The organism is Ktedonobacterales bacterium (assembly GCA_036557285.1).
Taxonomy (GTDB): domain Bacteria; phylum Chloroflexota; class Ktedonobacteria; order Ktedonobacterales; family DATBGS01; genus DATBHW01.
Window position 1 is genome coordinate 24,833 of sequence record DATBHW010000018.1, and the last position, 23,584, is coordinate 48,416.

Below are 23,584 nucleotides of genomic sequence, written 5' to 3' on the forward strand. Positions count from 1 at the left end.
GAAACCATGCTCCTGTACCATACGACTATCATCAGCATGGACCCGCAGCGCCGCATCATCACCGACGGCGCGCTGGTCATCCAGCAAGACCGTATCGCGGCCATAGGCAAAGCGGCGGAACTGATTGAACGCTACCCGGCTGAAGATCGCGCGGACCTGGGCGGCAAGCTCATCATCCCTGGATTGGTGGATACCCACGTACATCTGGCGCAGGCGCTCATTCGCGGCTGCGCCGATGATATGGCGCTGATCGAATGGCTCTGTGATCGCGTCTGGGTACTTCAGGGCAATTTTACTGAAGATGATGGCCGAGTCAGCGCCCAGTTGTGCATAGCTGAGATGCTCAAATCGGGTACGACCACCTTCCTTGAGTCCGGTCTGGCTGATCGCTACGGTTACAGCGGCATTGCTGAAGTTGTGCGCGACAGCGGCATCCGCGCCTGCCTGGGCAAAATCGTCATGGACATCGGAACATACGCCACGCAAAACAACTCGATGTACCCTGGCATGCGCGAAACCCGCGAGCAAAGCCTGCTGGGCACGCTCAAGATGTACGACCAGTGGCACAACAAGGCTGATGGGCGCATTCGCGTCTGGTTCGGCCCGCGCACGCCCGGAGGTGTGACGCCCGAACTCTACCGCGAGATGGTCGGAGAAGCGCGCAAGCGCGGCATGGGCATCACCATGCACCTTGCCGAAGTGGAGGCTGACAAAATCTACCTCAACGAAACCTATGGCCTGACGCCCGTTGATTTCGCCGAAAGTGTGGGCCTGCTGGGGCCAGATGTCGTGCTGGTGCATATGGTCTGGCTCACCCAGCCGGAACTGGAAAAGCTGGCGCGTACTGGCACGCATGTCTCGCACAATCCCTCTTCTAATAGCAAACTGGCCTCCGGCGTCTGCAAGGTTCCGCAAATGCTGACAACCGGCGTCAATGTCGCGCTGGGCTGCGATGGCGGCCCAAGCAACAACGACTATGATCTGATCCGCGAGATGAAACTGGCGGCTATTCTGCACAAAGGCATCTCGCTCGACCCGCTGACCGTACCAGCCGAAACGGTGCTGGAGATGGCGACCATCAACGGAGCGAAAGCCGTTGGCATGGCCGACGACATCGGTTCACTGGAGGTTGGCAAGAAGGCTGATCTGGTCGTCATTGATCTGGACCGGCTACACACCACGCCCAACATGAACCCTGTCTCCACATTAGTCTATGCGGCAACAGGCGGCGAAGTGGATTCGGTCATGATTGATGGCAAATGGATTGTGCGCGGCCAGCAGTTGCTGACGCTGGACGAAGAGCGCGTTAAAGTTGAGGCACGCGAGCATGCGCCGACGCTTTACCAGCGCGCAGGCATTGAACTGAAGCCGAGATGGCCGGTGATCTAAAGCCTGTCCATCTTTCATGAGCAGCAGAGGAGGAGCGCGGCAATGTCCCAAACGCTGATTCGCGGAGGCCATCTAGTGACAGCCTCCGATGACTATACCGCAGACATCCTGATCGATGGCGAACGCATTGCCGCCATCGGCCAGGACTTGAGCGCCTTTGCCGAAGGTGTCCACGTGATCAACGCGGCGGGCAAATATGTCTTCCCTGGCGCGGTGGATGTACATACCCATCTGGATTTGCCGCTGCCCCTCACCAACTCCTCAGATGATTTCGAGACCGGCACAATTGCGGCGGCCTGCGGCGGCACGACCACGATCATTGACTTTGCCAACCAGTATCGCGGGCAAACGCTGGCTTACGCGCTGGAAACCTGGCACGCCAAGGCGCAGGGCAAAGCCGCCATTGATTACGGCTTTCATATCACTATCACCGATCTGATGAGCGCGCCGGAAAGGGCGCTGGCCGATATGATACGCGAAGGCGTCACGAGCTTCAAGCTGCTGATGGCCTACCCGAACACCTTCATGGTTGATGACGAAACTATCTATAAGGTGCTGCGCCGCTCGGCAGACCTGGGCGCGCTGGTCTGCGTCCATGCAGAGAATGGCTGTGTGATTGATCTACTGGTCCGCGAGGCCGTAGCCGCTGGACAAACCGGACCGGCGCACCATGCCCATACTCGCCCGGCGCTGCTGGAGGGCGAAGCCACCGAGCGAGCCATTGCGCTGGCGAAACTGGCGGGCGCGCCGGTCTATATCGTTCATGTGAGCTGCGCGGCAGCCCTGAACAAGATCATCGAGGCACGCGCGCGCGGCGAACCTGTCTGGGCGGAGACCTGCCCGCAGTACCTCTTCCTCTCCGAAGAAAAATACGACCTGCCGGATTTTGAGGCGGCGAAATACGTCTGCACACCACCGCTGCGCAAACAGACGGACAGCGCGGCGCTCTGGGCCGCTTTAGAACGTGGTGATCTCGATGCCGTCTCCACCGATCACTGCCCGTTCTTCTTCAAAGGCCAGAAAGACCTTGGGCGCGACGACTTTACGAAGATTCCCAACGGCCTGCCAGGGATTGAGACGCGCGTGGGGTTGATCTACAGCGGCGGCGTCGGTGGCAAGCGCTTCGACCTACAACACTTCGTTGATCTGGTAGCAACCAGACCGGCCAAACTCTTTGGCCTCTATCCACGCAAAGGGACCATTGCCGTCGGCAGCGACGCCGACCTGGCGCTCTTCGACCCCAACCGCGAAGAGGTTTTGAGCGCAGCTTCCCATCATATGCACGTTGATTACAACCCGTATGAAGGCACGCGCATCAAAGGTTCGGTACGCACCGTCTTGCTGCGTGGGCAAGTGATTGTCGAAGAGGGCGCTTTTATCGGGCATGCCGGACAAGGCCATTTCCTGAAAAGAGCAACCCTCTAGAAAAAGAGGCAAGCGATGATTGAGACCAGAACTAACGTGACCGGGCTGCGCTGTGTCAAGTGCGGCGCGCACTATGAAGAACGCCCCGATCTCTATACCTGCCCGACTTGCGGCATGGCAGGCATCCTTGACGTTGAGTATGACTATGACCTGGCCCGACGCGAGTTAAATAAAGAGACGCTGGCAAATGATAGGCGGCAAAACATCTGGCGCTATCTGCCGGTCTTGCCAATCGGACGCAATGCCCGGCTGCCAACGCTGCAACTGGGCATGACCCCCATTTACGATGTCCCGCAGTTCGCCCGCGAGCTTGGCCTGAGCGGCCTGCTCATCAAAGACGATACCCGCAACCCCACCGGCTCATTCAAGGACCGCGCCTCAGCCATTGGCGTCACTAAAGCGGCTGAATTGGGGCGCGATACTATCAGCGTCGCTTCCACTGGCAACGCGGCCTCATCGCTGGCAGGCTTTGCGGCAAACATGGGGCTGCGCGCCTTTATCTTCGTTCCCGAAACCGCGCCAGAGGCCAAAGTCACGCAGCTACTGGTCTATGGCGCAACCGTCTTTACCGTTCGCGGCTCCTACGACCAGGCATACTATCTGGCGATGGACGCCGCTGCCGAGTTCGGCTGGTACAATCGCAACTGCGCCATCAATGCCTATCTGGTGGAAGGCAAAAAGACCTGTGGGCTGGAGGTCGGCGAACAACTTCAGGACCATATGGCCGATTGGCTGGCGGTAGCGGTGGGCGACGGCTGCACCATCGCGGGTATCTGGAAAGGTCTGGTAGAGATGCAGAAGCTCGGCGTACTCAGCCACCTGCCCCGGCTGCTGGGCGTCCAGGCTGAAGGCGCTGCGCCCATCTATGAGTGCTTCCGCACCGGCGAGCCGTTGCAGCCCGTGACGGCGAACACGCTGGCCGATAGCATCGCTGTGGGCCAGCCGCGTAACAGCGCCAAAGCGTTGCGCGCTGTCCAGGCATCAGGCGGCGCATATGTACAGGTGAGCGACGAGGCCATCCTGTCGGCTATTCCGCGCCTGGCGCGCGCCACCGGCGTCTTTGCCGAACCAGCCGGTGTGACCTCGCTGGCAGGCGTGATCGCCGCGCGCGAATCTGGCCTGATTGGGCCACGTGAGCGAGTAATCGTAGTCGCCACCGGCAACGGCCTCAAAGACATCAAGGGCGCGCGGCGCTCAGTCGGTCAACCATTCTCCATCGCCCCCACGCTTGATGACGTGCGGGCAGCCTTAAAACGCGCATAACCCATCATATCTATGCCAGACACAGCTAGGCGCAAAGAAATCAGGGGCGCCTTCTTGCGAGGGGCCATTCGTGTGGGGTAGGCTACACACAGAGTTTGGCCTCTTATGCTATGCTGTTAGCGAGTTTGCGCTACCAGCCGCATAGGGGTCAAGCGCGCTACGAACCACCGTTGAGAAGAAAGGGGTAGGGCGATCTGCCGCCGCTGGAAACGCGGCAGGTGAGAGTGCCCGACTGTTCATGATCGTTTGGAATCCTCTACCCGTCAGGCGGTTTTTTTTCTCTACTCCCTGGCAAATCATGGCGCTGCTGGCAGGGCTGCTCGCCCTCTCTTCATGCGCCCTCAACACCCCTGTGTCTGAGGGCACAAAAACACCCGCGCCAACCAGCTCTACCTCGCCATCACAGGCAGGCAGCCCCTTCAAGCCTGGCCCACAGGCGGCTCGTATCCTCAATGATTGTAGTATCGTGGCAGCAGCGGGTGGATGCTTTAGCCCGGAGCAGGTACAGACCTTTTATAATCTGAACCCGCTCTATGCCCAGGGGTTCACCGGCAAGGGGCAAACTATCGTTATTATTGACTCGTTTGGCAGCCCAACTATTAAGCAGGACTTACACACCTTTGACCAGACCTTCGGGCTGCCTGATCCCCCAAAGTTTGATGTCATCGCCCCCCTCGGCCAACCATCGTTTAATTCTGGCTGGGCCGTAGAAACCACCCTCGATGTAGAGTGGTCTCACGCAATTGCCCCGGAGGCGAATATTGTCCTGCTGGTCAGCCCGGTAGATGAGACTGAGGGCGTTCAGGGATTTCCTGAGTTCGAGCAACTTTCCATCTACGCAATGGACCACCACCTGGGCCAGGTGTTCACCATGAGCTTCGGGGCCACAGAGGCAACGCTTGTCGGCGACGCCTGCAACGAAAACCTGGGGAATGGCGAAGATTTGCTCAGGGAATACGACCAGAAGGTATTTCAACGAGCAGTGACCGAACATATCACGATGCTTGCTTCATCAGGTGACGATGGCGCGACTGACGCAACTTGCGATACGTCAAAAACCTATAATTTCCGGGCAGTTGGCTGGCCCGCCTCTGACCCTCTGGTCACAGCCATTGGCGGCACCGAGCCTTCCTTGAAAGATAAGGCGGGCCATTTTGGGAGCGAGAGTGTCTGGAACGATGATACTGGAGCAGGCGGCGGTGGCATCAGCCAGTTCTATACCCAGCCCGACTGGCAGAAAAACCTCCCCAACCAGGGCGATCTGAACGGCAAGCGAGCTATCCCTGATGTCTCCTGGGGCGCGGCTGGCAACTTTCCCGTTTATCAGTCCTTCGCGGGCAATTCGAGCGGCTGGATTCCCGTTGCCGGAACGAGCGCCAGTTCGCCACAATGGGCAGGAGTCATTGCCATTGCCAATCAGATGGCTGGCGAGCCTTTAGGATTCTTGAATCCCGCCCTCTATCAACTGGCTGGCAAAGGGTTCCACGACATTACCGACGGCGATAACAGCGCGCGGGGCGTCTCAGGGTTTCCGGCAAGTCCAGGCTGGGATCTGGCAACCGGCTGGGGAACGCCCGATGTAGCCGTTCTGGCGCCGCTCCTGGTTACTGCTGTGCAGCAGACCGCTGGCTGATACCAAATCCGCCTGAATGCCGCGAGCAGTCAGGCGGATTTGGCGGTATACCTCCCGCTACCCGAAATGAATCCCGAAAAGAGTAAAGCCGTGACGATGCTCGGCTAAGCGGTGGCGCCGATGCTCCGCTGGTGGGGCTGAAGCAGCCGGGGCAGGCGTCGAGACAGGCACAAGATGTAGTGATCCCAATTTTTTCAACACATGGCCGACATCTTTCGTAATAGAAAAACCCGTCTTGGCCGCGCCCTGCGCCAGCCAGATGGGCATCGGCGTAAAGTGAATGCCCGACATCGCAGCCTTGCCCGGCTTGCCGATATGGCAGGTCTCGTGGAGCAGCATCAAATTGGCAATATCGTCAGGATCATTGACCGGCTGACCAGAATATGGATTGGCTTTGATGAGGCTGGTCATCTTTGTCACCCGCGCCGGGTCGGCATCGTTCCACTCGCTCCACTCCACCAGGTGATGCGCTTCCAGCGGCCCTCGGCCTTGCGGGTGATGATGAAACTGGCAGAGCCAGCAGAACCCTGCCTCTTTCAGCAGCTTCTCACGATTGGCGCGAAACTTCTCCGTCTCTTTCCGCTGAGGGTGCGCCGGATCATCCACCACCACAGTGAATTGTTCAACCACCTCATGCCCCACAGTTGTTTCTGTGACTTCTGGCTGCGCGGCTTTACTGCCTGCGCCCATGCGATCAAGCAGGTGGTCAACATCGCCTGCAATCTCCACGCCATCTTTAGCCGCGCCCTGCGCAAACCAGATAGGCATCGGCGTGGTATGCGCTCCCGACATCTTTGCCTGGCCCGGCAGCCCACGATGGCAGGACTCGTGCAGCACCACCAGATTCGCCAGATCATCAGGATCATGCACCGGCTGGCCGGAATACTTGTGAAGGATAAAGCAGCCCAGGAGTTTTGTTGCCAACTCTGAATCAACATCGCTCCACTCTGTCCATTCGATCATATGATGGACTTCCAACGGCCCCGTACCAAGCGGGCGCCGCTGGAATTGGCAAAGCCAGCAGCCCAGTTTCAAATCCTCAAGCAAATGATGCGCGTTCTTATGGAACTTTGGGGTCTCTTCTTTGGGCATATGGGAGGGCAATTCATTGATCGTGACCGTCAGATGTTCCACCAACTCATGGGCAACAACAATCGGCTCTTTTGCCATAGCAATCTCCTTCGTCTTCTACCAGGCTGCATTGCCAGGCTTGGCGCCTGACTCTACAGCGTGAGGCGGCATACAACTGGGATAAACCCTTCCGTTGCCGATAGTAACACCGATTGGATGTGCTTGCAAGGGGGGTGCGAGAGGAAGGAACTTGTAGCGCCGCCTTCCAGGCGGCTAGCGGCTAGCCACCTGGAAGGGACGCGCGAGCGACCCTGCCCTCAAAGGAGCCGAATACTTTTACAGAACACCTGCCTGGCAAGAAAGAATGCGGGATGCCTCATGTCCCAAGCGCCTGACTCTAAGGCAGGTAAGCGTTGCTATAGGCTTTGCTCACATCAGGCGAGCCGCTGAGCAGCCCATAGGCTGGCATAAAGCTCGCCATCGCCTGCCAGGTCTTCGGATCATTATAGCCAGCTCTGGTTCCGCTGCTTTCCCAGAGGGGCAGGGTCGCTTGCAGCACCGCCAGCGCAGTAGCCGCGTTCTTTGGATCGCTCAGCCCTGGCACTTGCTTCTTGCTTATATCAAGCGCCTGCTGAGGATGCGCAACAGTATACTCCACCCCACGCAGCGTCGCCGCCACCAGCGCTTTGATGTCGTCGCCATGCGCATCAAGCTCGCTCTGTAACGCGCCCAGCCCATTCGACACCAGCGGCAACTGCGAAACCACATCCGCCAGCGACAGCGTGCGCACCGCAAAGTTCGCCTGCTGGAAATGGATTGGCTCATTATTGACATAGCCCATCACAGCATCCACTTTATGCCCTAGCAGCGCCGCCTGCTGAGTAAAGCCGATATTCTGAATGGTCACATCAGACTTGCTCAGCCCGGCGCTTTGCAGCAGCGCCAGCAAACCAAAATACGTCTCGCCGTATGGCCCAGGCGTACCAATCGTGTGACCGCGCAAATCCGCCGCCGTCTGAATCGGCGAATCCGCAGGCACAATCAGCGCCACCGGATATTTGGCATAGACGTTTGCCACGTAAACGAGCGGTATGTTATGGTCGCGCGCCTGAAGCATCTCATCGCCGCCGCCAAAAACAGCGTCCTCTTTGCCGGTAGAAACGGCGCCAAACTCATCCTCTGCAAACGCATGATGGCGCAGCGTCACACTTAGCCCGGCATCCTTGTAGTAGCCAAGCGAATCAGCCACATAGAAAGGCGCGAACTGGATGTCGGGAATATAGGTCAGGCCAACCGTCAGATGATGCGGCGGTCCGCTTGCGCCCGTCGGGCCACAGGCCGCGAAAAACGTCAGCGCCAGCGAAGCCAGCAGCAGCACTCCGGCTGCGCGCAGCCGGAGTCGAAACACAGAAATATGACGCATAAAACGTTATCAAGCCTCCACATATGAAAGCCGACGCTCCAGCAGCCGCGCCAGCCCATAGAGCAGGGCGGCCAGCAGCGCCAGCGTCAGCAGCGTTGCAAAAACTCCGGCAGGATCAGCATAACTGCGCTCAACGAGCAACAACTCTCCAAGCCCCGGCGTGCCAAGGACGAATTCGCCAACCACCGCGCCGGTAATCGAGAGCGTCAGACTGGTGCGCACCCCGGCAAGAATACTGGGCAAGGCCAGGGGAAACTCGATATACCGCAGCAGCGCCCACCAGCCAGCGCCTTCGGTGCGCGCGGCGTCAAGCACATCGCGGTCCAGCAGGCGTAGCCCCAGCACCGTCGTAATCACCATCGGGAAGAACACGATCAGCGCGCACAACGCTATTACAGGCGAGAGACCATAGCCCATCCAGAGCGCAATCAGCGGCGCAATAGCGATGGCTGGCATCGCCTGGCTTGCCGCCAGATAAGGCTGGATCGCGCTCGCCGCCAGGCGGCTATGCACAATGGCATAGCCCAGCGGCAGCGCCACCAGAGCGCCGAGCGCGCAACCGCCCAGGCTCTCGATCAACGTTGTCTGCGCGTAGCTCAGCAAGGAATCGCTGGTCAGCAAACCCCACAACGAACGCAGCACATCCGCTGGCAGAGGCAGGAAGAACGCCGACACCATGCCAGTCTGCACGACAACCTGCCACGCGATCAGCAGCGCAATGCCCAGCAGAACCGGCGCGAGAATACCCAGGCTTCGACTGTCGCGCAAGCGGCGCAAGCGGCGCGAGCGGCTGGTGAAGCGCCTTTCGTTGGTCAGCGATGTGAGAGGCGAGGGAGATACATCCGCCGGACGAGCCGCCTGGCGTCCCGGCGGGCCAAGCGCGTCAGCAGGCGGTTTGGGGGGTGAAATAGACCTGATACCCATTGCAAGCCTCCTCGGAGTATCCGGCTGAGGAGGCGCATAAAGAAAACCGCCTCAGCCGACATTACCGACCTGGGGCGGCACGCAGGAGAACACGCCAGCGCACAGCCCTGATACGGGCGTGCGCTCACGATTCGACCTTCTCCCATCCAGACTGTAACTGTCGGCTCCGGCCTCACACCGGATCTGCCACGCAGAAGCGCGGCTCGCGGGCTTGGCGTCAGCCATCTGAGCGGACGCCATACCGCCGGTCGGGGATTTCACCCTGCCCCGAAGGTCACGTTATCTGCCAGAGACCGCAGACAGCGCAGATTGTGGCTGTTGCTGTGGCCCTCTGCTCTATAACCATACCTCTTGCCTGCAAAGTTTGTCAAGAGTAGCCGCGCAAAGCAAGGGACTTGACAGGCTTGATAAGCTATAACAGGTGTATAGGGGCGTAGAAAGTTATCTCTCGATGGAACGACCGATCATACCCCTTTTCAGGATTCTTGCATAGTGCAGCCCTACAGCAGGTTCTGCCAAAAAGCGGGGCCACTTGTAGCGCCGCCGTCCCGGCGGCCAGCGTTGGCCTGCTGGCGCCGTGGCCCGGAGGGCGAACGCTCGCCCTGGCGCAGCGTCCAGCCGCCGGGACGGCGGCGCTACAGGTGGCAGCCCCCGATAATTGGTGGAACCCTACAGCAGTCAAGGGAGGGAGAGGAAAGGGTCATGAAATGGTTCAGGCGGGGTAATCAAGACGCTGGGGATGACAACAACGCGCAAGGCCCCCATACCAATGCCAGAGATTCAGAAGGGCGCGAGTTCTTCTTGCCTGGCGGAGTCGCCGATGAGTCGGTGAATTCGGAAGGGCGCGGCTTTTTTATCCTGGGCGGCTCTCCGAAAACTGGCAAGTTTCACCACGTCACCGTTGATGAAGAGGGGCATGCCTTTATCGAAGTCGGGGGCCGTCGCCTGATGGCGGATATTCCCGATATTCTGCCAAAAGACGAGCAAGAGATCAACCGCCTCGACTTCCAACACTTTTTGCTCCATCATGCCCTGGGCGCTAATTACGCGGCGCCCATTACCCAACCGGGCAGCATTCTGGACGTGGGCTGTGGCACCGGGCGCTGGGCTATTGAATTAGCAAGACAATTTCCCAGAGCCAATGTCATTGGCCTTGATATTGTTCCTCCTGATACGCTTACTGGGTCTGCCGCAGAATACTTACCAGATAACTATCTATTCACGCCTGGCAACCTTCTTGACGGTTTGCCGTTTGCCACTGCCAGTTTTGATGTTGTACATATGCGCCTGCTGTTCATGGCAATCCCGGCAAATCGCTGGTCTTTTGCTGTTCGTGAACTGGTACGTGTCACTCGTCCTGGCGGCTGGATCGAATTAGTAGAAGGTGATCTGCCCAAAAATGGCGGCCCGGCGCTGGAAGCCCTGTCGCGCTGGGCAAACGAAGGGAGCCAACATCGCGGCATTGATCTGCATCTTGGCGCGCAGATCGGCAAATTCCTCTACGACGCCAGGGCGCGGAACATAGTAACGCAAGACATCAAATTTCCCGTAGGCCGCTATGGCGGACGCATCGGCCAGATGACCTCCGTTGATGCCATAGCCATGATCGAGAGCCTGCGGGCGCTGGTGGTCATGCAAGGCATCGCCACTCCTAAACAGTATGATCAGGCGCTCGCCAGCGCCCGCAGTTACATCTCGCTCAGCCAGGCGCAGTGCTTCCTCCCATTCTACCTCGCCTATGGGCAACGCTAACTATGCTGCACAGGCGAAAACCCCGCATACCTGTAGGGCATCCAGGGTTCTCACCTGTATTTCACAGCCTCGACGACTCAGCCCCGATGAACGCTACATGCGCCATTACGGAGAGACAATATCCAACCGCTTGCCACGAGTATCAATGCCAAATTGGGCGATCAGGGCTGCGACAACCAGGAACGCGCTAATCAACAGGAACGATTGCATGGCACCAAGCCCTGGAATGAGGGGCGCAATAATCAGCAACCCCACACTGCCGCCAAGATGTCCGATGCCGTCCACCAATCCAAAGCCGGTAGTCCGCGCGCGGGTTGGATAATTCTCGGTTGACCAGGAATAGGTCATCGGAACCCAGATGTTAAAGCCAAAAAACACGATCATCGCGCCGATAAAGGCCATAACCGGGGCCGCAGTTGGCGAGGACGCCGAGAATTGGCCCGCTGCGGCAACCAGCACACCACCAAGCACCGTGAGAACTGCGGCAATGGGCAGCCAGAGTTTCCGCTCCAGGCGCTCGCTAAAGAAGTAGGCAAAGACAGCGGAGATGACAAATCCGATGACCCCCACAGCCACAATCAGGCCGGCTTCAGGCGGCGGATAGTGCAACGACGCCAGGATCGTGGTAAAGCCAGCGCCAAACGAGTAGACCGTCACGTAGCCGATGAACCAGACCAGGAACAAGAGGATGGTGCGCCGCAGGTAGAGCGCGTTGCTAAAGATCTGGGTATAGGGGATACCTTTTATCTGTGGTGGCGTTGGCAACTCATCCATTGCCTTGGGCAGCGGGTTCCGTTGGGACGCGCGGGCTTCCATTCGTCGAACGACGGCATCGGCGTCTTCAATGCGTCCCTGCGAAATCAGCCAGCGCGGCGACTCAGGAAGCTGGAACCGCAGCAGCACACCAATCAACGCCAGTGCGCCGCCAATACCGTACATGATGCGCCACCCCGGCCCCTGGAACGCCTCGCCTGCCAGGGCAAAAGAGAGGCCCAGCGGAAATGATTCTGGAGGAGTCGTCAGAAGCAGCCCAAGCCAGACCGCAACCAATGCCCCCAACGACGACATAATGAAAATCAGCGAGGTATACCTGGCCCGTCCATAGCGGGGGGCCACCTCATTGATATAGGTGTTGACAATCGCCAGGTCAGCGCCGATACCAATGCCGGTCAGCGTGCGCGCAACGATGAACATCGTATAATCGTTCACGAACGCGGTAAACACAGAACCAATGCCAGTCAGAAGCATCGTCACAAGCAGCATATCTCGTCGTCCGAAGCGATCTGCCAGCGGGCTGAGAATGAGCGCCCCCACAACATAGCCAATAAGATTCCACAGGACCGGCAAGCCCAGCTTATCTGACGCCACAACAGAGCCTGGCGGCCCACCCGGCACGCAATTGGGTACGATCTGCACACAGGTCTGGATGAAAGACACGTTGATGTCGAAGATGTCATAGAACGTGAATAGGAAACCAAGACCAATGACGATGACGAATAGGTAGGGAAGCGACCAGACCTGAATCCGATCCTGGCGCGCGATCACTGCGCCAGCACTGACTGTTCTGGATAGATTCGATGACATAATAACTTCCCCTCTCTTGCTGGCGCCAACAAACACGATACGCGCCAGCACAGCAGGTATGTTCTGGATGGTTACATCGCTCGGTTGGATACGAAGCTGCTGAGGCCAGCAGCGCATACACCTCCTTTCAGGCAGCGCAGCGGATGAGCGAAGAACAAAGTTGATGCGCGCCTGGAGAGAGTTCTCCAGAGCGCATCCAGGGATAGCCGGTGTGGGAAGAAGAGGGCGGGTGTGCGCTACAACTGGGGCCGCCCGCCGGAATTAAGCAGATTCACCCGTCCCGATGGCCGTTTTCCGGGCCAGAACCGCCTGGGCAAGACCTATCTGCTCATAGGCTTCCTCAAATCGCCCCTGCGAGGCCAGGAAGCTTCCATAGCGATCATGGACCCGGCCAATGAACTCGCCATCCTCGGTCTGCGCCAGAGTGGTAATCGCATCTTTGTATGCCTGTCCCGCCGCTGAGACATCTTGCCTGGCTTCGTATGCCTCGGCCAACGTCTGATAGATTTGCCCCTCGATTCGGGGGTCTTTGCTCTGGCTTACCGCACTCAGCCCCTCTTGGGCAGCTTTGATCGCCTCATCAGGATTGCTTTGCGCCAGGCGCAAGATAGCAACGTTTCCCAGCGCCACTTGACGAGCATAGGCATCGTTGATACGCTCGGCAGCTTCCAGAGCCAGCCGAAGATGCTGCTCGGCTGCTTTATACTCTTTGAGTTCGATCAACACCACCCCCAACACCGCGTGTAGCCGCGACGTCAGCAACGTGTCTTCCAATTCGCCAAAGATGCTCAGTGCTTCGCCAAAAGCGTTCTTGGCGCGGAACAGATCACCACTCGCCTTGTAGGTCAAGCCCAGCCCCCAATAGGCCAGTCCTCGTTGGCGGGGTTCATTCATATCTTCAGCCAGCTTGCACGCTCGCTGATAAAAGAGGATGGCCTCGTCATGCCGGCCCAGCACCATGTTGTCATTGCCCAATGCTTTATAGATCAGCAGCTTCAGTTCTGGATCAGTCACCACCCCATCGGTGATTGCGATCAGGCACTGAAGATGGTGTTCCAGCGCCCTGGCTGGTTGGCCCTGGTCATAATAACACCCGCCCAGGAGTTCCCGCATCCTCTCAGCCATCTCACCAAGCTGCGCCTTCTGAGCCGATGGAGCCTGAGTGCGCAACGTCTCAACCAGACCTAATCCGCTCTCCAGCCAGTTTATCGCTTCTGGAAACTTCCGCGCGAGAAGCGATGCCCAGCCAGCCAGCCGATACCAGCGTGGCTGCTCATAGGTGGGAAGATCGGCTGGTGGCGCATCCGCCGATACATGCAGCGCCTCCAGAGCTTTGTCTGGCTGACTCTTCACGAGCCATTCCTCCGCCTCTTTCAGCATCTGCTTGGCTCTCTCTTCGCGCCGCTGTCGTTCCCCATCCGGTAAGACGCCCGTTGCCGCGCCGCTCTCCGCTGGTGTTCCCAGGGGCGCCTCGCCCTCGCCAAAAAAGAACGAAAGGGATCGGCCCAGTCGGTCTGCCAGAATACGCAGCGCCTGGAAGGATGGGGTCATTTTGCCACGCTCCACAGCAGAAATATAGCTTTTAGAATAGGTCTCTCCAGCAAGCTCTTGCTGAGTCATATTGGCTGCAATACGAGCCTGGCGTACACGTTCGCCAATGATTACGCGGCTGACAAGAGCCTCCGTCGGGCCGACCTTGAGGCCAGCGGGCGCCTCCTGCACCACTTCTGATGATGTGAGATACAAATGCTTGTTCATCGGTTTGTGTGCTTGTCCTGCCCTTCCCCTCCCAAGAACAGGCAAGGACGGCTCCTTTCATGTGGTGATGGCGCTAGAGGGTCGAGTATGTGTATTCAACCTTCAACAACTAAACCCGGCATCATTTTATTAAACGAATGAGGATTGAAGAGGAACGTCATATACCCTCTGGAAACCGAGAATGGCGCAGAGATACGGAGCAGGTTAGGAGTATCAATGACCTCACACAGCTTACCTTAAACTGCACCGCCTTGCAACCCCATAATTACGAGGAGTCATGCACAAGTCCGCCAGCCTCCAGCCGCCAGCGAACTTGTATATAGCCCGGCGCAAGCCTACACGCGCCTCGCAAAACCTCAGCGGATGCGGTAGACTAGAGGCAAACCGATTATAGCGCCAGCTAGGCACTAACTATGTAGGAGCGGAGATAACAAGCCCATGAGAAATCGAGCGCCTTTCACTCGCCTGGTCGCCGAACTGCCTGCAACTGTGCCATTCGTCGCGCCCGAAGCCCTGGAGCGCCAGAGTGGGCGTCCCATCAAGCTCAGGCTGGGGGCCAACGAAAGTACATTCGGCCCATCGCCGCGCGCCAGAGAAGCGATGCGGGCAGCCGCCGATCAGGTTGCCTGGTACGGCGACCCGGAAAGCTATGTCCTGCGTGAAGCTCTTGCCAGGCATCACCGCGTCAGCATGGATCAGATCGTAGTTGGCAGCGGCATTGATGATCTCCTGGGTTTGATCGTGCGCGCCTTTCTTGAACACGGCGAAGTGGCAGTCACATCGCTGGGCGCGTACCCTACCTTCAACTACCACGTCGCTGGCTACGGTGGCAGCCTGGAGCGCGTGCCCTATCGAAACAACACAAACGACCTGCAAGCCCTGGCAGCAGCGGCTTCGCGCGTAAAAGCGCGCCTCGTCTATCTGGCGAATCCCGATAATCCGACAGGCTCCTGGCACAGCGCGCATGACCTGCAAGCCTTCCTTGAGAGCCTGCCTGATGATTGTCTGCTGCTGCTGGACGAGGCATATAGTGATTTTGCTCCAGCCGAGGCCATCGCTCAGATCGACGCCGACGACCCTCGCATGCTGCGCCTGCGCACCTTCTCGAAAGCACACGGCATGGCCGGAGCCAGAATCGGCTACGCCATCGGCAGCGCCGAAACCATCAGCGCCTTCGAGAAGATCCGCCTGCACTTTGGCGTGAATCTCGTTGCTCAGGCGGGCGCGCTGGCCTCGCTGGAAGATACCGACTATCTGCAAGCGGTGATGGCAGAGGTGAGCAAAGGGCGACAGGACTACGAGAAGCTGGCCCACAGTTTGGGGCTGCCCACGATCCCATCGGCGACAAACTTTGTCTCGCTTGATGTCGGCGGGCCAGAACGGGCGAGCGCCCTCCTGGCTGCGCTCGCTGAGCACGATGTCTTCGTGCGCGTGCCTGGCGTATCGCCGCTGAATCGCTGTATTCGCGTGACTGTCGGCAGGCCAGAGGAGCGCGCCGCGTTTGCAGCGGTGCTGCGCGAGGTATGGCCGACCATCGCCTCAGTTGGCGGCGCCTGACAACAACGGCCTCCTTGCCACATGGCCGCTCTTCTGCTAAGCGGCTTCCATAACACTATCGTTTCTCCGAAAGGGAGTCAGATAATATGGCGCCTGGTTCTGCTTCACCACAGCGCAACCGCAGCGGCTCGGTGATCATCATCGGCGGCGGCTCCACCGCCGCCCTGAGCGCCGTCCGACTTGCCGAGCAAGGATTTCAGGTCACAGTTCTTGAAAAAGCCAGACGAGGAAACGGCTCCTCCTCGCGCTCGGCGGCGGGCATCCGCGCGCAATTTGGCGTGGAAGAGACCATTATTGGCATGCGCTATTCCGAGTGGTGGTACGCCCACTTCCATGACCACTTACAGACGCCCCCGGAGCGGCGGCATCCCGTCATGCGCCAGAATGGCTATCTCTTCCTGTATGAAGACCCGCCGCAGGCGGAAAATCACGCCTTGCGCCTGGAAGCGGCGAGCGCCTGGCAGCGAGCGCAGAAAGACGCCGCGATGCAGCGGCGGCTGGGCCATCCGGTTGAACTGCTGACTCCCACCCAGGCGCAGGAGCGCTGGCCGCATCTAGACGCAGAGCGATTGATTGGCGCAGCCTGGTGCGCGGAAGATGGCTTTCTCATTCCCGATATGATCTATGGCGAAGGGTTCCGCCGGGCGCAGGAATTGGGCGTCACTATACGCGAACAGACAGAGGTGCTTGGCGCAGCCATCCAGGGAGAACGCATTGTCGCGCTCCAAACAAGCGCGGGCAAACTCGAAGCCGACTGGATCGTTAACGCCACCAACGCCTGGGCGCCGCGAGTCAGCAAGCGCCTCCAGGGGATGGACCTGGCAATTTCGCCCCAAAAGCGTTATCTCTATTTCTGGAAGCCGACGCAGCCGATCATGGAACAGGAACGCTGGCGACAGTTACCCATGACCATCTACGGCATGGGCAAGGGCCGGGGCGCGCACTCGCGCCCGGAGGGCGAACTGCTGCTGCTGGCCTGGGCGCGCGAAACCCCGCCAGAGCCAGATTTCACCGACGCCGACCAGGACGCGATTCGGCCCGGCTTTTCGCACCGCGAAGGCGTTGAAAACTTCGGTTACGCAGTACTGGAACAGGCGGCAGCCTTTGCGCCGCGCCTGGTAGACGCAGGCGGATTAGTCGCTACCACTTCCGGCTTTTATGGCATGACGCCAGACGCCAACCCGCTGATCGGCTTCGATACGCGCCTGGCTAACCTGGTGCATGCGGCGGGCTTCTCCGGGCATGGCTTGATGCATGCGCCGATCACAGCAACGCTGGTTGCAGCGTTAATCAGCGGCAGCATCAAAAACGGTCAGGCGCAGCTACTGCCGCCCTTTGAGGCATACTCTATCAACCTGGCAACCTTCGACCCTGGCCGCGACTTCAGCCGCTCGCACAAGGAAACGCACGTTCTGTGATACCGTCAACGTTGTCTATTCCGAGAGAAGAGAGAAAGATGCCGCGCATACTCCTTGATACCGACCCAGGCATTGATGATGCCCTGGCGCTCTTTCTGGCGCTGGCTTCGCCAGAGGTTCAGCTAGAGGCTATCACAACGGTACATGGCAATGTCCCGGTTGAGTTGACCACCCGCAACGCGCTGAGCCTGCTCGAAGTCGCCGGACGCGCCGATATACCCGTGGCTCGCGGCAGCGCCCAGCCCCTGGTTCGCTCGCCGGTAGACGCCAAACACGTGCATGGCCCCACCGGCCTGGGAACGCTCACACTCCCTGAGCCGCAGATTAACGTCGTCAAACCATCTGCCCCCGACCTGATCATCGAGCGCGTGCTGGCCGCGCCAGGAGAATTGACGCTTGTACCTATTGGCCCGCTGACCAATCTGGCGCTGGCACTGCGGCGCGAGCCAGCCATCGTCTCCCAGGTCCGCGAGGTCGTCATCATGGGCGGCGCCTTGCGTGTACCTGGCAACATCACACCCGCCGCCGAATTCAACATCTACGCCGACCCGCACGCCGCCCATATCGTCTTCAAGGCAGGCTGGCCGATCCGCCTGGTATCGCTCGATGCCACCAACCTGACCGTCATTACCCGCGAGCAGACACGCCAGCTTGCCCGGAATGGCAGCCCAATCACCCGCTGCATCGAGCAGATGCTTGAATATTACTTCGATGCCTTTGCCCCAAAGTTTGGAAATAATGTGCTGCGCCTGCACGATCCCCTCTACCTGGCAGCCGCATTCCGTCCAGACTTTATTCAGTGGGAACCAGCCTATGTGGATGTTGAACTGAACGGCACGCTCACGCTGGGCGAAACAGTAGCCTTCTTCCAGCGCCCTGACGCGCCCGCGCCCAATGTGCAGGCGTCCGTTGGAGTCGACGCCGAACGCTTTGTCGCCTGGTTTCTGGAGAGACTCGCATAAGCTCTTCTCGCCGGTAAAGTTCGTGTGGGCGATTGGAACGCCTTATGCGAGGAGACGAGCAAGGAGTTAGGAGACGCATCATGATCGCGCAAGAGATTTTTCGCCTGCTTGCCGCTGCCGTTCTAGGCGCTGTGATCGGTTTCGAGCGCGAGCGCCTGGATCGTGGCGCTGGCCTGCGCACGCATGCCCTGGTATCCACGGCGTCGGCGCTGGTGATGATCGTGTCGTCCTATGGCTTTACCGATGTCATCACAGCAGACCGCACTATCGTGCTAGACCCTTCGCGTATCGCGGCGCAGGTCATCAGTGGCATTGGCTTTCTGGGCGCGGGGCTTATTATTCTGCGCAAGAACACGGTCTATGGCCTGACTACCGCTGCCAGCATCTGGGCCGTTGCTGCTATTGGCCTGGCTGCCGGGGCAGGTCTCTATATCCCTGCCGCCATCACGACAGGCATTCTACTCCTCATCCTTTCAGGGCTAAGACCTGTGGAGCAGCGTCTGTTCGCCCACAAACGCATAGCGCCTTTCACCGTTCGCATCTCGCGTCAGCAAGCTTCGATTGGCGCCATTGAAGCCAGTGTGCGCGACTTCGGGATGGACATCTGGCAGATTCAGCTTCGACCAGGCAAGAAGGCAAGCGAAAGCCTCATCATTTTAGAACTACACGGAGGGCGCGCCGACAGCTTCTCGCAGCTTGCCGAGCGTCTGCATGGCCTCCCTGGAGTGCGGGAAGTCTCCTATGGCAGGCAGAAGCAGGTGGTTCAGCATACGGAGTTAGGCGAGGAAGAACAGGACTCCGGCTGAGCATCAGTTTAGTTGAAAATAGGGCAGCGTCACGCCCTCATCGGCTTCCACAAAGACCACCCGCACCGGCGCGCCAATGCGCACAGCGTCCTGTTCGCTTCCCGTAATCCTGGTCATCATGCGCACCCCTTCCGCCAGCTCAACGATTGCCACCACATAAGGCGCCTGATCGGCAAATGGGCCAAACGCGCGATGAACAACCGTATAGGAATAGATCGTCCCGGTCCCCTGCGCTTCGACCCAGGCAAGCGAGTCAGAGAAACAGTGCGGGCAAAGAAATCGTGGGTAAAAAATGAACTGTTGGCAGGCATCGCAGCGTTGAATCAACAATTTCCCCTGCGCCACGCCTTCCCAAAACACCCTGGAATCGCCATCAGGCACAGGGACCGGAATATGCTCAGCCATCTTATGCGTCCCTCCCCAAAATAATCGTCGCCGACGACGAAAGCACGCCGCCCGTCCCATGCGCCAGCGCAATTTTCGCGTCTGGAACCTGGCGCGGTCCACACTCCCCCCGCAGTTGGCGCGTAGCCTCGATCAGCAAAAAGATACCATACATACCGGGATGGCAGTAGGACAGGCCGCCGCCGTTCGTATTCATGGGGAAGGCTCCGCCTGGCGCGGTCCGCTGATCGCTGGCGAACGCGCCGCCCTCGCCAGGCTGGCAAAAGCCAAGCGCCTCCAGGGTCAGCAGAACAGTGATCGTAAACGAATCGTAGATTTCAACCACATCAATATCTTCATGCCGCACCCCGGCCATAGCAAAGGCCGCCTGCCCCGACTGAACGGCTCCTGTCACGGTCAGATCAGGCATGTTCGTAATCCCATAGTGGGTCAGCATTTCGCCATGCCCCAGCACCCAGACAGGCTTTTTGCGTGTGCTGCCAACGCGGCGCGCCGAAGCGACGACGACCGCGCCGCCGCCATCGGTCACAAGACAGCAATCGAGCAGATGCAGCGGTTCGGCAATCCAGCGCGAACTCAACACATCTTCAATAGTGATTGGCGTGCGCATCATCGCCTTTTCATTCATCATCGCCCATTTGCGCGTCGCCACAGCAATCTCCGCTAGCTGCTCGCTGGTCGTGCCATATTGATACATATGGCGCATGGCTGCCAGCGCATACGCGCCAACCGGAGCAGGCAGCCCATAAGGACGCTCGAACTGCTCAACTAACGTCGCGTGGTTTGCGGGCCGATTACGCGATTGATCCGAGCGTTGAGTGCTCCCATATGTAATGAGGGCTACCTCAAAGCGACCCGCCTCAATACCCGCCAGCGCGTGTCCCAGATGCGCCTCAAATGAGGAGCCACCGATATTGGTCCCATCTGCATAGCGGGGCTGAATACCCAGGTACTCCGCCAGCATCAGGTTCGGCGACCACGCCCAATTGCCAGCGGTAAAAAGCGCGTCAACATCGTTCTTCTCTAATCCCGCATCGGCCAGCGCGGCTTTTGCCGCCTGCGCCTGAAGTTGAAGGGCCGTCTTCCCTGGCGTTACGCCCAGGTCTGATTCTGCCACGCCCACAATGGCCGCGATACGATCAGGTCTCATGCCAGCAATCTCACTCCCTTTGTACAATAGCGAAAGATGGTTCGTATTAGAATTAAAAGTTCTTGCTCATAACCTAATAGTTCTTGCTCATATTTAAAATATCTTGCACAACCAACGGACCAGTATTCAGTCGACTTTGTTTTTCTGGACATTTACCTTACCTTACAGAGATAACCAGTACGTGATGTACGTCCAGCGTTTTCAAACGAGAGATGTATCTCCAGTCCCCAGCTTTGCGATCCAACGCTATCACATTCCTTGACGCTTGAAAAGAGGTTCGGGTGTTCCCTAGAGTCTGTTATGCACTTTTGCGCGGACTCGCTTTTCACCAAGCTTTGCAGCAACCATGTCAAACTGCGATCCATTGCTGTTAGCCCGGACGTGAACTGCCTTCGTAAAAGTGCATAACACGCTCTAGGGTCTGAAAATTATCGCGGGGGATTGCGCTGGTGGAGGATCAAATAGAGCGCGTGGCGCGGGTGGAAGGCCAGATAGCGCCGAGTCGCAGCAATCTGGGTAGAGCCAGTCCGATGAATTAGCGTAATCGCCAGGTTGCGTAAGCTTGCCATCACCTGCGGGGCATTGCCCGTGCGCAGTTGCGAGCGATCTTCGCCAAAGGTCACATCACGCACATAATGCAAGCCGTTCTCAATGTGCCAATGGCCTCGGATGAGGTCCAGCAAGCGCTGCGGGGGAGCTTGAGCAGGGGTGAGGCTGGTGATAAGGTAGACCACCTCCTGGCGGGTCTGCCCTTGCTTGGTCACGCAGCGGGTGAGTTGGGCCACTTGGGCCACATAAGGCCAGGTGGCAGCCAGATAGGTCGTCATTTCGGTGCTGACTTTGATGCGGCGCACTTCGATACGCCCCCGATGGCAGTCCCAGGTTTCGGCCTGCTGGTAACAGGCAGCGGAATCGGCGAAATAGGTGATCAGGTCGGCCAACAGACTGGGCTGATTCTCCTTGACCGTCAGCACGGTTTCTGCCTGCGCCTCATGGAGCACCCGCATCAAGGCGACCTGGGTATGCAGCGCATCGGCCGTGCATACCCGCCCGCGCAGCGGCAAGGTCGGCAGGAGGGTTTGGGCGACGGGAATCTCGTTCGTTTTCTCCTCCACCCGCACCTGGAGGAGCGTTTCATGACTGCGGTACGTGCAAAAGCTGAGCAGATGCGGGGCAGCCTGGGTGCTGGTACGAGCGCCGCGCAGCGTCTTACCATCCAGGGCCACTGGCTCATTCGGATCAGCTACCAACGTGGCTTGCACCCAGGCTGCCAGCACCTGCTCCAAGGCGAGGGCATTCAGTTGGGGGAACAGCCAGCGATAGAGTGCTCCGGTAGGGGTGACAAACCGACGCGAGCCAAAGAGGCGGCGCAGGAGCCGAGGCTCCGCACGACACCACTGGCCCACTGCTTCACTATGGGTGCAATTGCACAACAGCGCGGCCACAAAGCAGGTGAGCAAGAACGGCAAGTCATAGCGCCGTCCATGACGAGAGCGGGGATCAGGGACGGCGGCAAACGCATCATGCAAACTGAGCAGGGCGGCATCGTAGAGTAGGTCGTGGCGTTGCGAGTCCGTCAAGGGAGGCAAGGTCACAGGCAGTACCGTAGAATACATAGCGAGAGGCTCCTTGCGGCTGAGATGAAATGTGGTAATTCCATCCTAGCAGCCTCTGGAGCCTCTCGCTCTCAGCAATCATTTTCAAGCCCTGCCTACGCGCAATCCCCCTTGCCAGGAGAGGCGCACTGTGCTAGAGTTGAACCGCTACAACTCAGGCTTTTGATACGCAGAGCCTGGCTAGAGATGATGCAGACATGTCAAGGGAACAACCAGTAAAGAAGACCACCACCCGGCTAACACCCGCGTATAACCTGGATGACGAGCGCCTGCCCAGGGCGCGATTGTTGAATATTCGTACTGTGGCAATTGCCGCGCTGATGGCCGTCACAGCCCTTGCCGCGCTTCTCCTTGGCCCCAACAGCCCGCTCACCACTTCCCAGGCATCCAACGCCCTCCCCGACAGTATCCAGCAGCCCACCACGCCGCCATTGATTGCGCCCATCTGCCCCACGCTGCGGTCCGATCCGACCTTTGGCGTCAGTCTGATTGATACCCAAACCCGGCAGCCGCTCTGCGAACGCAACGCGGAAGGCATTGCCCAGCCAGCCTCCACCACCAAAGTCATGGCGGCTCTGCTCGTCGAAGAGTATCTGCAAGTGCAGCACCTGAGTCTGGATACCAAGGTGGTTGCGAAGCAAATTGATAAGCAAGTCGAATATGACGCCTCCGTCGCCTACCTTCAGGTCGGCCACGCCTACAGCGTTCGGCTCCTTCTCTATATGGTCTCCATCAAGAGCGCAGCGGACGCCACGATGGCGCTGGCGCGGTTTGTCTCCGGGTCGCGCTCAGCCTTCCTGGGGCTGATGAATCAGCGCGCTCAGGCGCTGGGCATGCTCAATACGCACTACACCAGCCCATATGGCTATGCGAAAACCTCGTCGAAAAACTGGCAGAATGGCGAAAGCACATCGGTAGGAAATTTTTCCACCGCGCACGATATGGCAATCCTCATGCTAGAGTTTGCTCGACAGCCCGATCTCGTCACCATTTTTGGCGCTACGCAATATCACGAAGGCGACTCCTGGCTCTATCGCTCGACCATCCACAGCCTGCCCGATAGCTGGACTGGCCTGCAAGCGCCCGGCGCTCCTTCAGCAAAGGCCGTCAAAAACTTACATCTGCCTTTCCAGGTTCTGGCCCAGAAAAAAGGCTGTATGTGGTGTGATAACACTAGCCACAAACTTTCCTATGTCTTATTAGTGCGTTTTCAGCAGCAAACTGTGGTGGCGGCTTTCCTATATACCAGCCAGGACTATTTTAACCCGCTGGTTGGTGACATGTTGCCCACCTTGCTCTGGGCATTCAATCAGTGTAATGTCCCGGCCTATTCCAGCTATTGTTATCCACCCGCGCCAACGCCAACACCCCATCCATCCCCGACACCGCAACCATCCCTGGCAGCGCCTGCCAAATCCGATCTCCCAGCCGGACATTTCGGCTTTTAA

18 protein-coding genes and 1 riboswitch are annotated in these 23,584 nt (G+C 58.7%); of the genes, 10 read left to right on the top strand and 8 right to left on the bottom strand.

What is annotated here, in order from left to right:
- The first annotated feature begins 6 nt into the window (after positions 1-6).
- From VH599_06005 to VH599_06020, 4 genes are all read left to right on the top strand, one after another.
- Positions 7-1,389, top strand: a complete 1,383-nt coding sequence (locus VH599_06005) for an amidohydrolase (protein ID HEY7347855.1) — start codon at positions 7-9, stop codon at positions 1,387-1,389.
- A 42-nt stretch (positions 1,390-1,431) separates the two neighbouring features.
- A complete protein-coding gene (gene hydA / locus VH599_06010) occupies positions 1,432-2,814 on the top strand; it encodes a dihydropyrimidinase (GenBank protein ID HEY7347856.1) in 1,383 nt (460 codons plus the stop codon).
- A gap of 15 nt (positions 2,815-2,829) precedes the next feature.
- On the top strand, positions 2,830-4,077 hold the full coding sequence (gene thrC, locus VH599_06015) for a threonine synthase (GenBank protein ID HEY7347857.1): 1,248 nt from the start codon (positions 2,830-2,832) through the stop codon (positions 4,075-4,077).
- Between the two features lie 238 nt (positions 4,078-4,315).
- The gene (locus tag VH599_06020) at positions 4,316-5,710 is read left to right on the top strand and encodes a S53 family peptidase (protein HEY7347858.1); all 1,395 of its coding nucleotides are present in this window, start codon (positions 4,316-4,318) and stop codon (positions 5,708-5,710) included.
- Between the two features lie 57 nt (positions 5,711-5,767).
- Here VH599_06020 and VH599_06025 read toward each other — a convergent pair whose 3' ends face one another.
- The 3 genes from VH599_06025 to VH599_06035 all read right to left on the bottom strand — a co-directional run bounded on the left by VH599_06025 (position 5,768) and on the right by VH599_06035 (position 9,128).
- Positions 5,768-6,880 carry a hypothetical protein gene (locus tag VH599_06025; GenBank protein HEY7347859.1) on the bottom strand — a complete coding sequence of 371 codons (1,113 nt, stop codon included), beginning with the start codon at positions 6,878-6,880 and terminating at the stop codon, positions 5,768-5,770.
- Between the two features lie 298 nt (positions 6,881-7,178).
- Entirely contained in the window at positions 7,179-8,204 is a 1,026-nt protein-coding gene (locus tag VH599_06030) for an ABC transporter substrate-binding protein (protein HEY7347860.1), read from the bottom strand.
- 9 nt (positions 8,205-8,213) lie between these two features.
- Entirely contained in the window at positions 8,214-9,128 is a 915-nt protein-coding gene (locus VH599_06035; protein ID HEY7347861.1) for an ABC transporter permease, read from the bottom strand.
- A gap of 130 nt (positions 9,129-9,258) precedes the next feature.
- Positions 9,259-9,407, bottom strand: a riboswitch (FMN riboswitch).
- A gap of 423 nt (positions 9,408-9,830) precedes the next feature.
- On the opposite strand from VH599_06035, the gene VH599_06040 reads away from it, so the two are divergent.
- Positions 9,831-10,880 (top strand): class I SAM-dependent methyltransferase, encoded by a 1,050-nt coding sequence (locus VH599_06040; GenBank protein ID HEY7347862.1) that lies wholly within the window; start codon positions 9,831-9,833, stop codon positions 10,878-10,880.
- 105 nt (positions 10,881-10,985) lie between these two features.
- Here the strand turns inward: VH599_06040 and VH599_06045 are convergent, their stop codons facing one another.
- A complete protein-coding gene (locus VH599_06045; protein HEY7347863.1) occupies positions 10,986-12,581 on the bottom strand; it encodes an MFS transporter in 1,596 nt (531 codons plus the stop codon).
- A gap of 144 nt (positions 12,582-12,725) precedes the next feature.
- On the bottom strand, positions 12,726-14,222 hold the full coding sequence (locus VH599_06050; protein ID HEY7347864.1) for a tetratricopeptide repeat protein: 1,497 nt from the start codon (positions 14,220-14,222) through the stop codon (positions 12,726-12,728).
- 438 nt (positions 14,223-14,660) lie between these two features.
- Here VH599_06050 and VH599_06055 point away from each other — a divergent pair, with 438 nt between their 5' ends.
- From VH599_06055 to VH599_06070, 4 genes are all read left to right on the top strand, one after another.
- Positions 14,661-15,779, top strand: a complete 1,119-nt coding sequence (locus VH599_06055) for a pyridoxal phosphate-dependent aminotransferase (GenBank protein HEY7347865.1) — start codon at positions 14,661-14,663, stop codon at positions 15,777-15,779.
- 86 nt (positions 15,780-15,865) lie between these two features.
- A complete protein-coding gene (locus VH599_06060) occupies positions 15,866-17,197 on the top strand; it encodes an FAD-binding oxidoreductase (protein ID HEY7347866.1) in 1,332 nt (443 codons plus the stop codon).
- A gap of 38 nt (positions 17,198-17,235) precedes the next feature.
- Positions 17,236-18,159 (top strand): nucleoside hydrolase, encoded by a 924-nt coding sequence (locus tag VH599_06065; protein ID HEY7347867.1) that lies wholly within the window; start codon positions 17,236-17,238, stop codon positions 18,157-18,159.
- 80 nt (positions 18,160-18,239) lie between these two features.
- Positions 18,240-18,965 (top strand): MgtC/SapB family protein, encoded by a 726-nt coding sequence (locus VH599_06070; protein HEY7347868.1) that lies wholly within the window; start codon positions 18,240-18,242, stop codon positions 18,963-18,965.
- Between the two features lie 3 nt (positions 18,966-18,968).
- Here VH599_06070 and VH599_06075 read toward each other — a convergent pair whose 3' ends face one another.
- From VH599_06075 to VH599_06085, 3 genes are all read right to left on the bottom strand, one after another.
- The gene (locus VH599_06075) at positions 18,969-19,370 is read right to left on the bottom strand and encodes a Zn-ribbon domain-containing OB-fold protein (GenBank protein ID HEY7347869.1); all 402 of its coding nucleotides are present in this window, start codon (positions 19,368-19,370) and stop codon (positions 18,969-18,971) included.
- A gap of 1 nt (position 19,371) precedes the next feature.
- Complete coding sequence (locus VH599_06080) at positions 19,372-20,520, bottom strand: acetyl-CoA acetyltransferase (protein ID HEY7347870.1); 1,149 nt, start codon at positions 20,518-20,520, stop codon at positions 19,372-19,374.
- A 428-nt stretch (positions 20,521-20,948) separates the two neighbouring features.
- Positions 20,949-22,136: an ISAs1 family transposase gene (locus VH599_06085; GenBank protein ID HEY7347871.1), complete on the bottom strand. Its 1,188-nt coding sequence runs from the start codon at positions 22,134-22,136 to the stop codon at positions 20,949-20,951.
- Between the two features lie 197 nt (positions 22,137-22,333).
- Between VH599_06085 and VH599_06090 the strand changes: the two genes are divergently transcribed.
- A complete protein-coding gene (locus tag VH599_06090) occupies positions 22,334-23,584 on the top strand; it encodes a serine hydrolase (protein HEY7347872.1) in 1,251 nt (416 codons plus the stop codon).

Excerpts from the sequence above, each read along its gene's own strand:
- VH599_06005 (HEY7347855.1), top strand. The coding sequence starts at position 7 with ATGCTCCTGTACCATACGACTATCATCAGCATGGACCCGCAGCGCCGC.
- hydA (HEY7347856.1), top strand. The coding sequence starts at position 1,432 with ATGTCCCAAACGCTGATTCGCGGAGGCCATCTAGTGACAGCCTCCGAT.
- thrC (HEY7347857.1), top strand. The coding sequence starts at position 2,830 with ATGATTGAGACCAGAACTAACGTGACCGGGCTGCGCTGTGTCAAGTGC.
- VH599_06020 (HEY7347858.1), top strand. The coding sequence starts at position 4,316 with ATGATCGTTTGGAATCCTCTACCCGTCAGGCGGTTTTTTTTCTCTACT.
- VH599_06025 (HEY7347859.1), bottom strand. The coding sequence starts at position 6,880 with ATGGCAAAAGAGCCGATTGTTGTTGCCCATGAGTTGGTGGAACATCTG.
- VH599_06030 (HEY7347860.1), bottom strand. The coding sequence starts at position 8,204 with ATGCGTCATATTTCTGTGTTTCGACTCCGGCTGCGCGCAGCCGGAGTG.
- VH599_06035 (HEY7347861.1), bottom strand. The coding sequence starts at position 9,128 with ATGGGTATCAGGTCTATTTCACCCCCCAAACCGCCTGCTGACGCGCTT.
- VH599_06040 (HEY7347862.1), top strand. The coding sequence starts at position 9,831 with ATGAAATGGTTCAGGCGGGGTAATCAAGACGCTGGGGATGACAACAAC.
- VH599_06045 (HEY7347863.1), bottom strand. The coding sequence starts at position 12,581 with ATGCGCTGCTGGCCTCAGCAGCTTCGTATCCAACCGAGCGATGTAACC.
- VH599_06050 (HEY7347864.1), bottom strand. The coding sequence starts at position 14,222 with ATGAACAAGCATTTGTATCTCACATCATCAGAAGTGGTGCAGGAGGCG.
- VH599_06055 (HEY7347865.1), top strand. The coding sequence starts at position 14,661 with ATGAGAAATCGAGCGCCTTTCACTCGCCTGGTCGCCGAACTGCCTGCA.
- VH599_06060 (HEY7347866.1), top strand. The coding sequence starts at position 15,866 with ATGGCGCCTGGTTCTGCTTCACCACAGCGCAACCGCAGCGGCTCGGTG.
- VH599_06065 (HEY7347867.1), top strand. The coding sequence starts at position 17,236 with ATGCCGCGCATACTCCTTGATACCGACCCAGGCATTGATGATGCCCTG.
- VH599_06070 (HEY7347868.1), top strand. The coding sequence starts at position 18,240 with ATGATCGCGCAAGAGATTTTTCGCCTGCTTGCCGCTGCCGTTCTAGGC.
- VH599_06075 (HEY7347869.1), bottom strand. The coding sequence starts at position 19,370 with ATGGCTGAGCATATTCCGGTCCCTGTGCCTGATGGCGATTCCAGGGTG.
- VH599_06080 (HEY7347870.1), bottom strand. The coding sequence starts at position 20,520 with ATGAGACCTGATCGTATCGCGGCCATTGTGGGCGTGGCAGAATCAGAC.
- VH599_06085 (HEY7347871.1), bottom strand. The coding sequence starts at position 22,136 with ATGTATTCTACGGTACTGCCTGTGACCTTGCCTCCCTTGACGGACTCG.
- VH599_06090 (HEY7347872.1), top strand. The coding sequence starts at position 22,334 with ATGTCAAGGGAACAACCAGTAAAGAAGACCACCACCCGGCTAACACCC.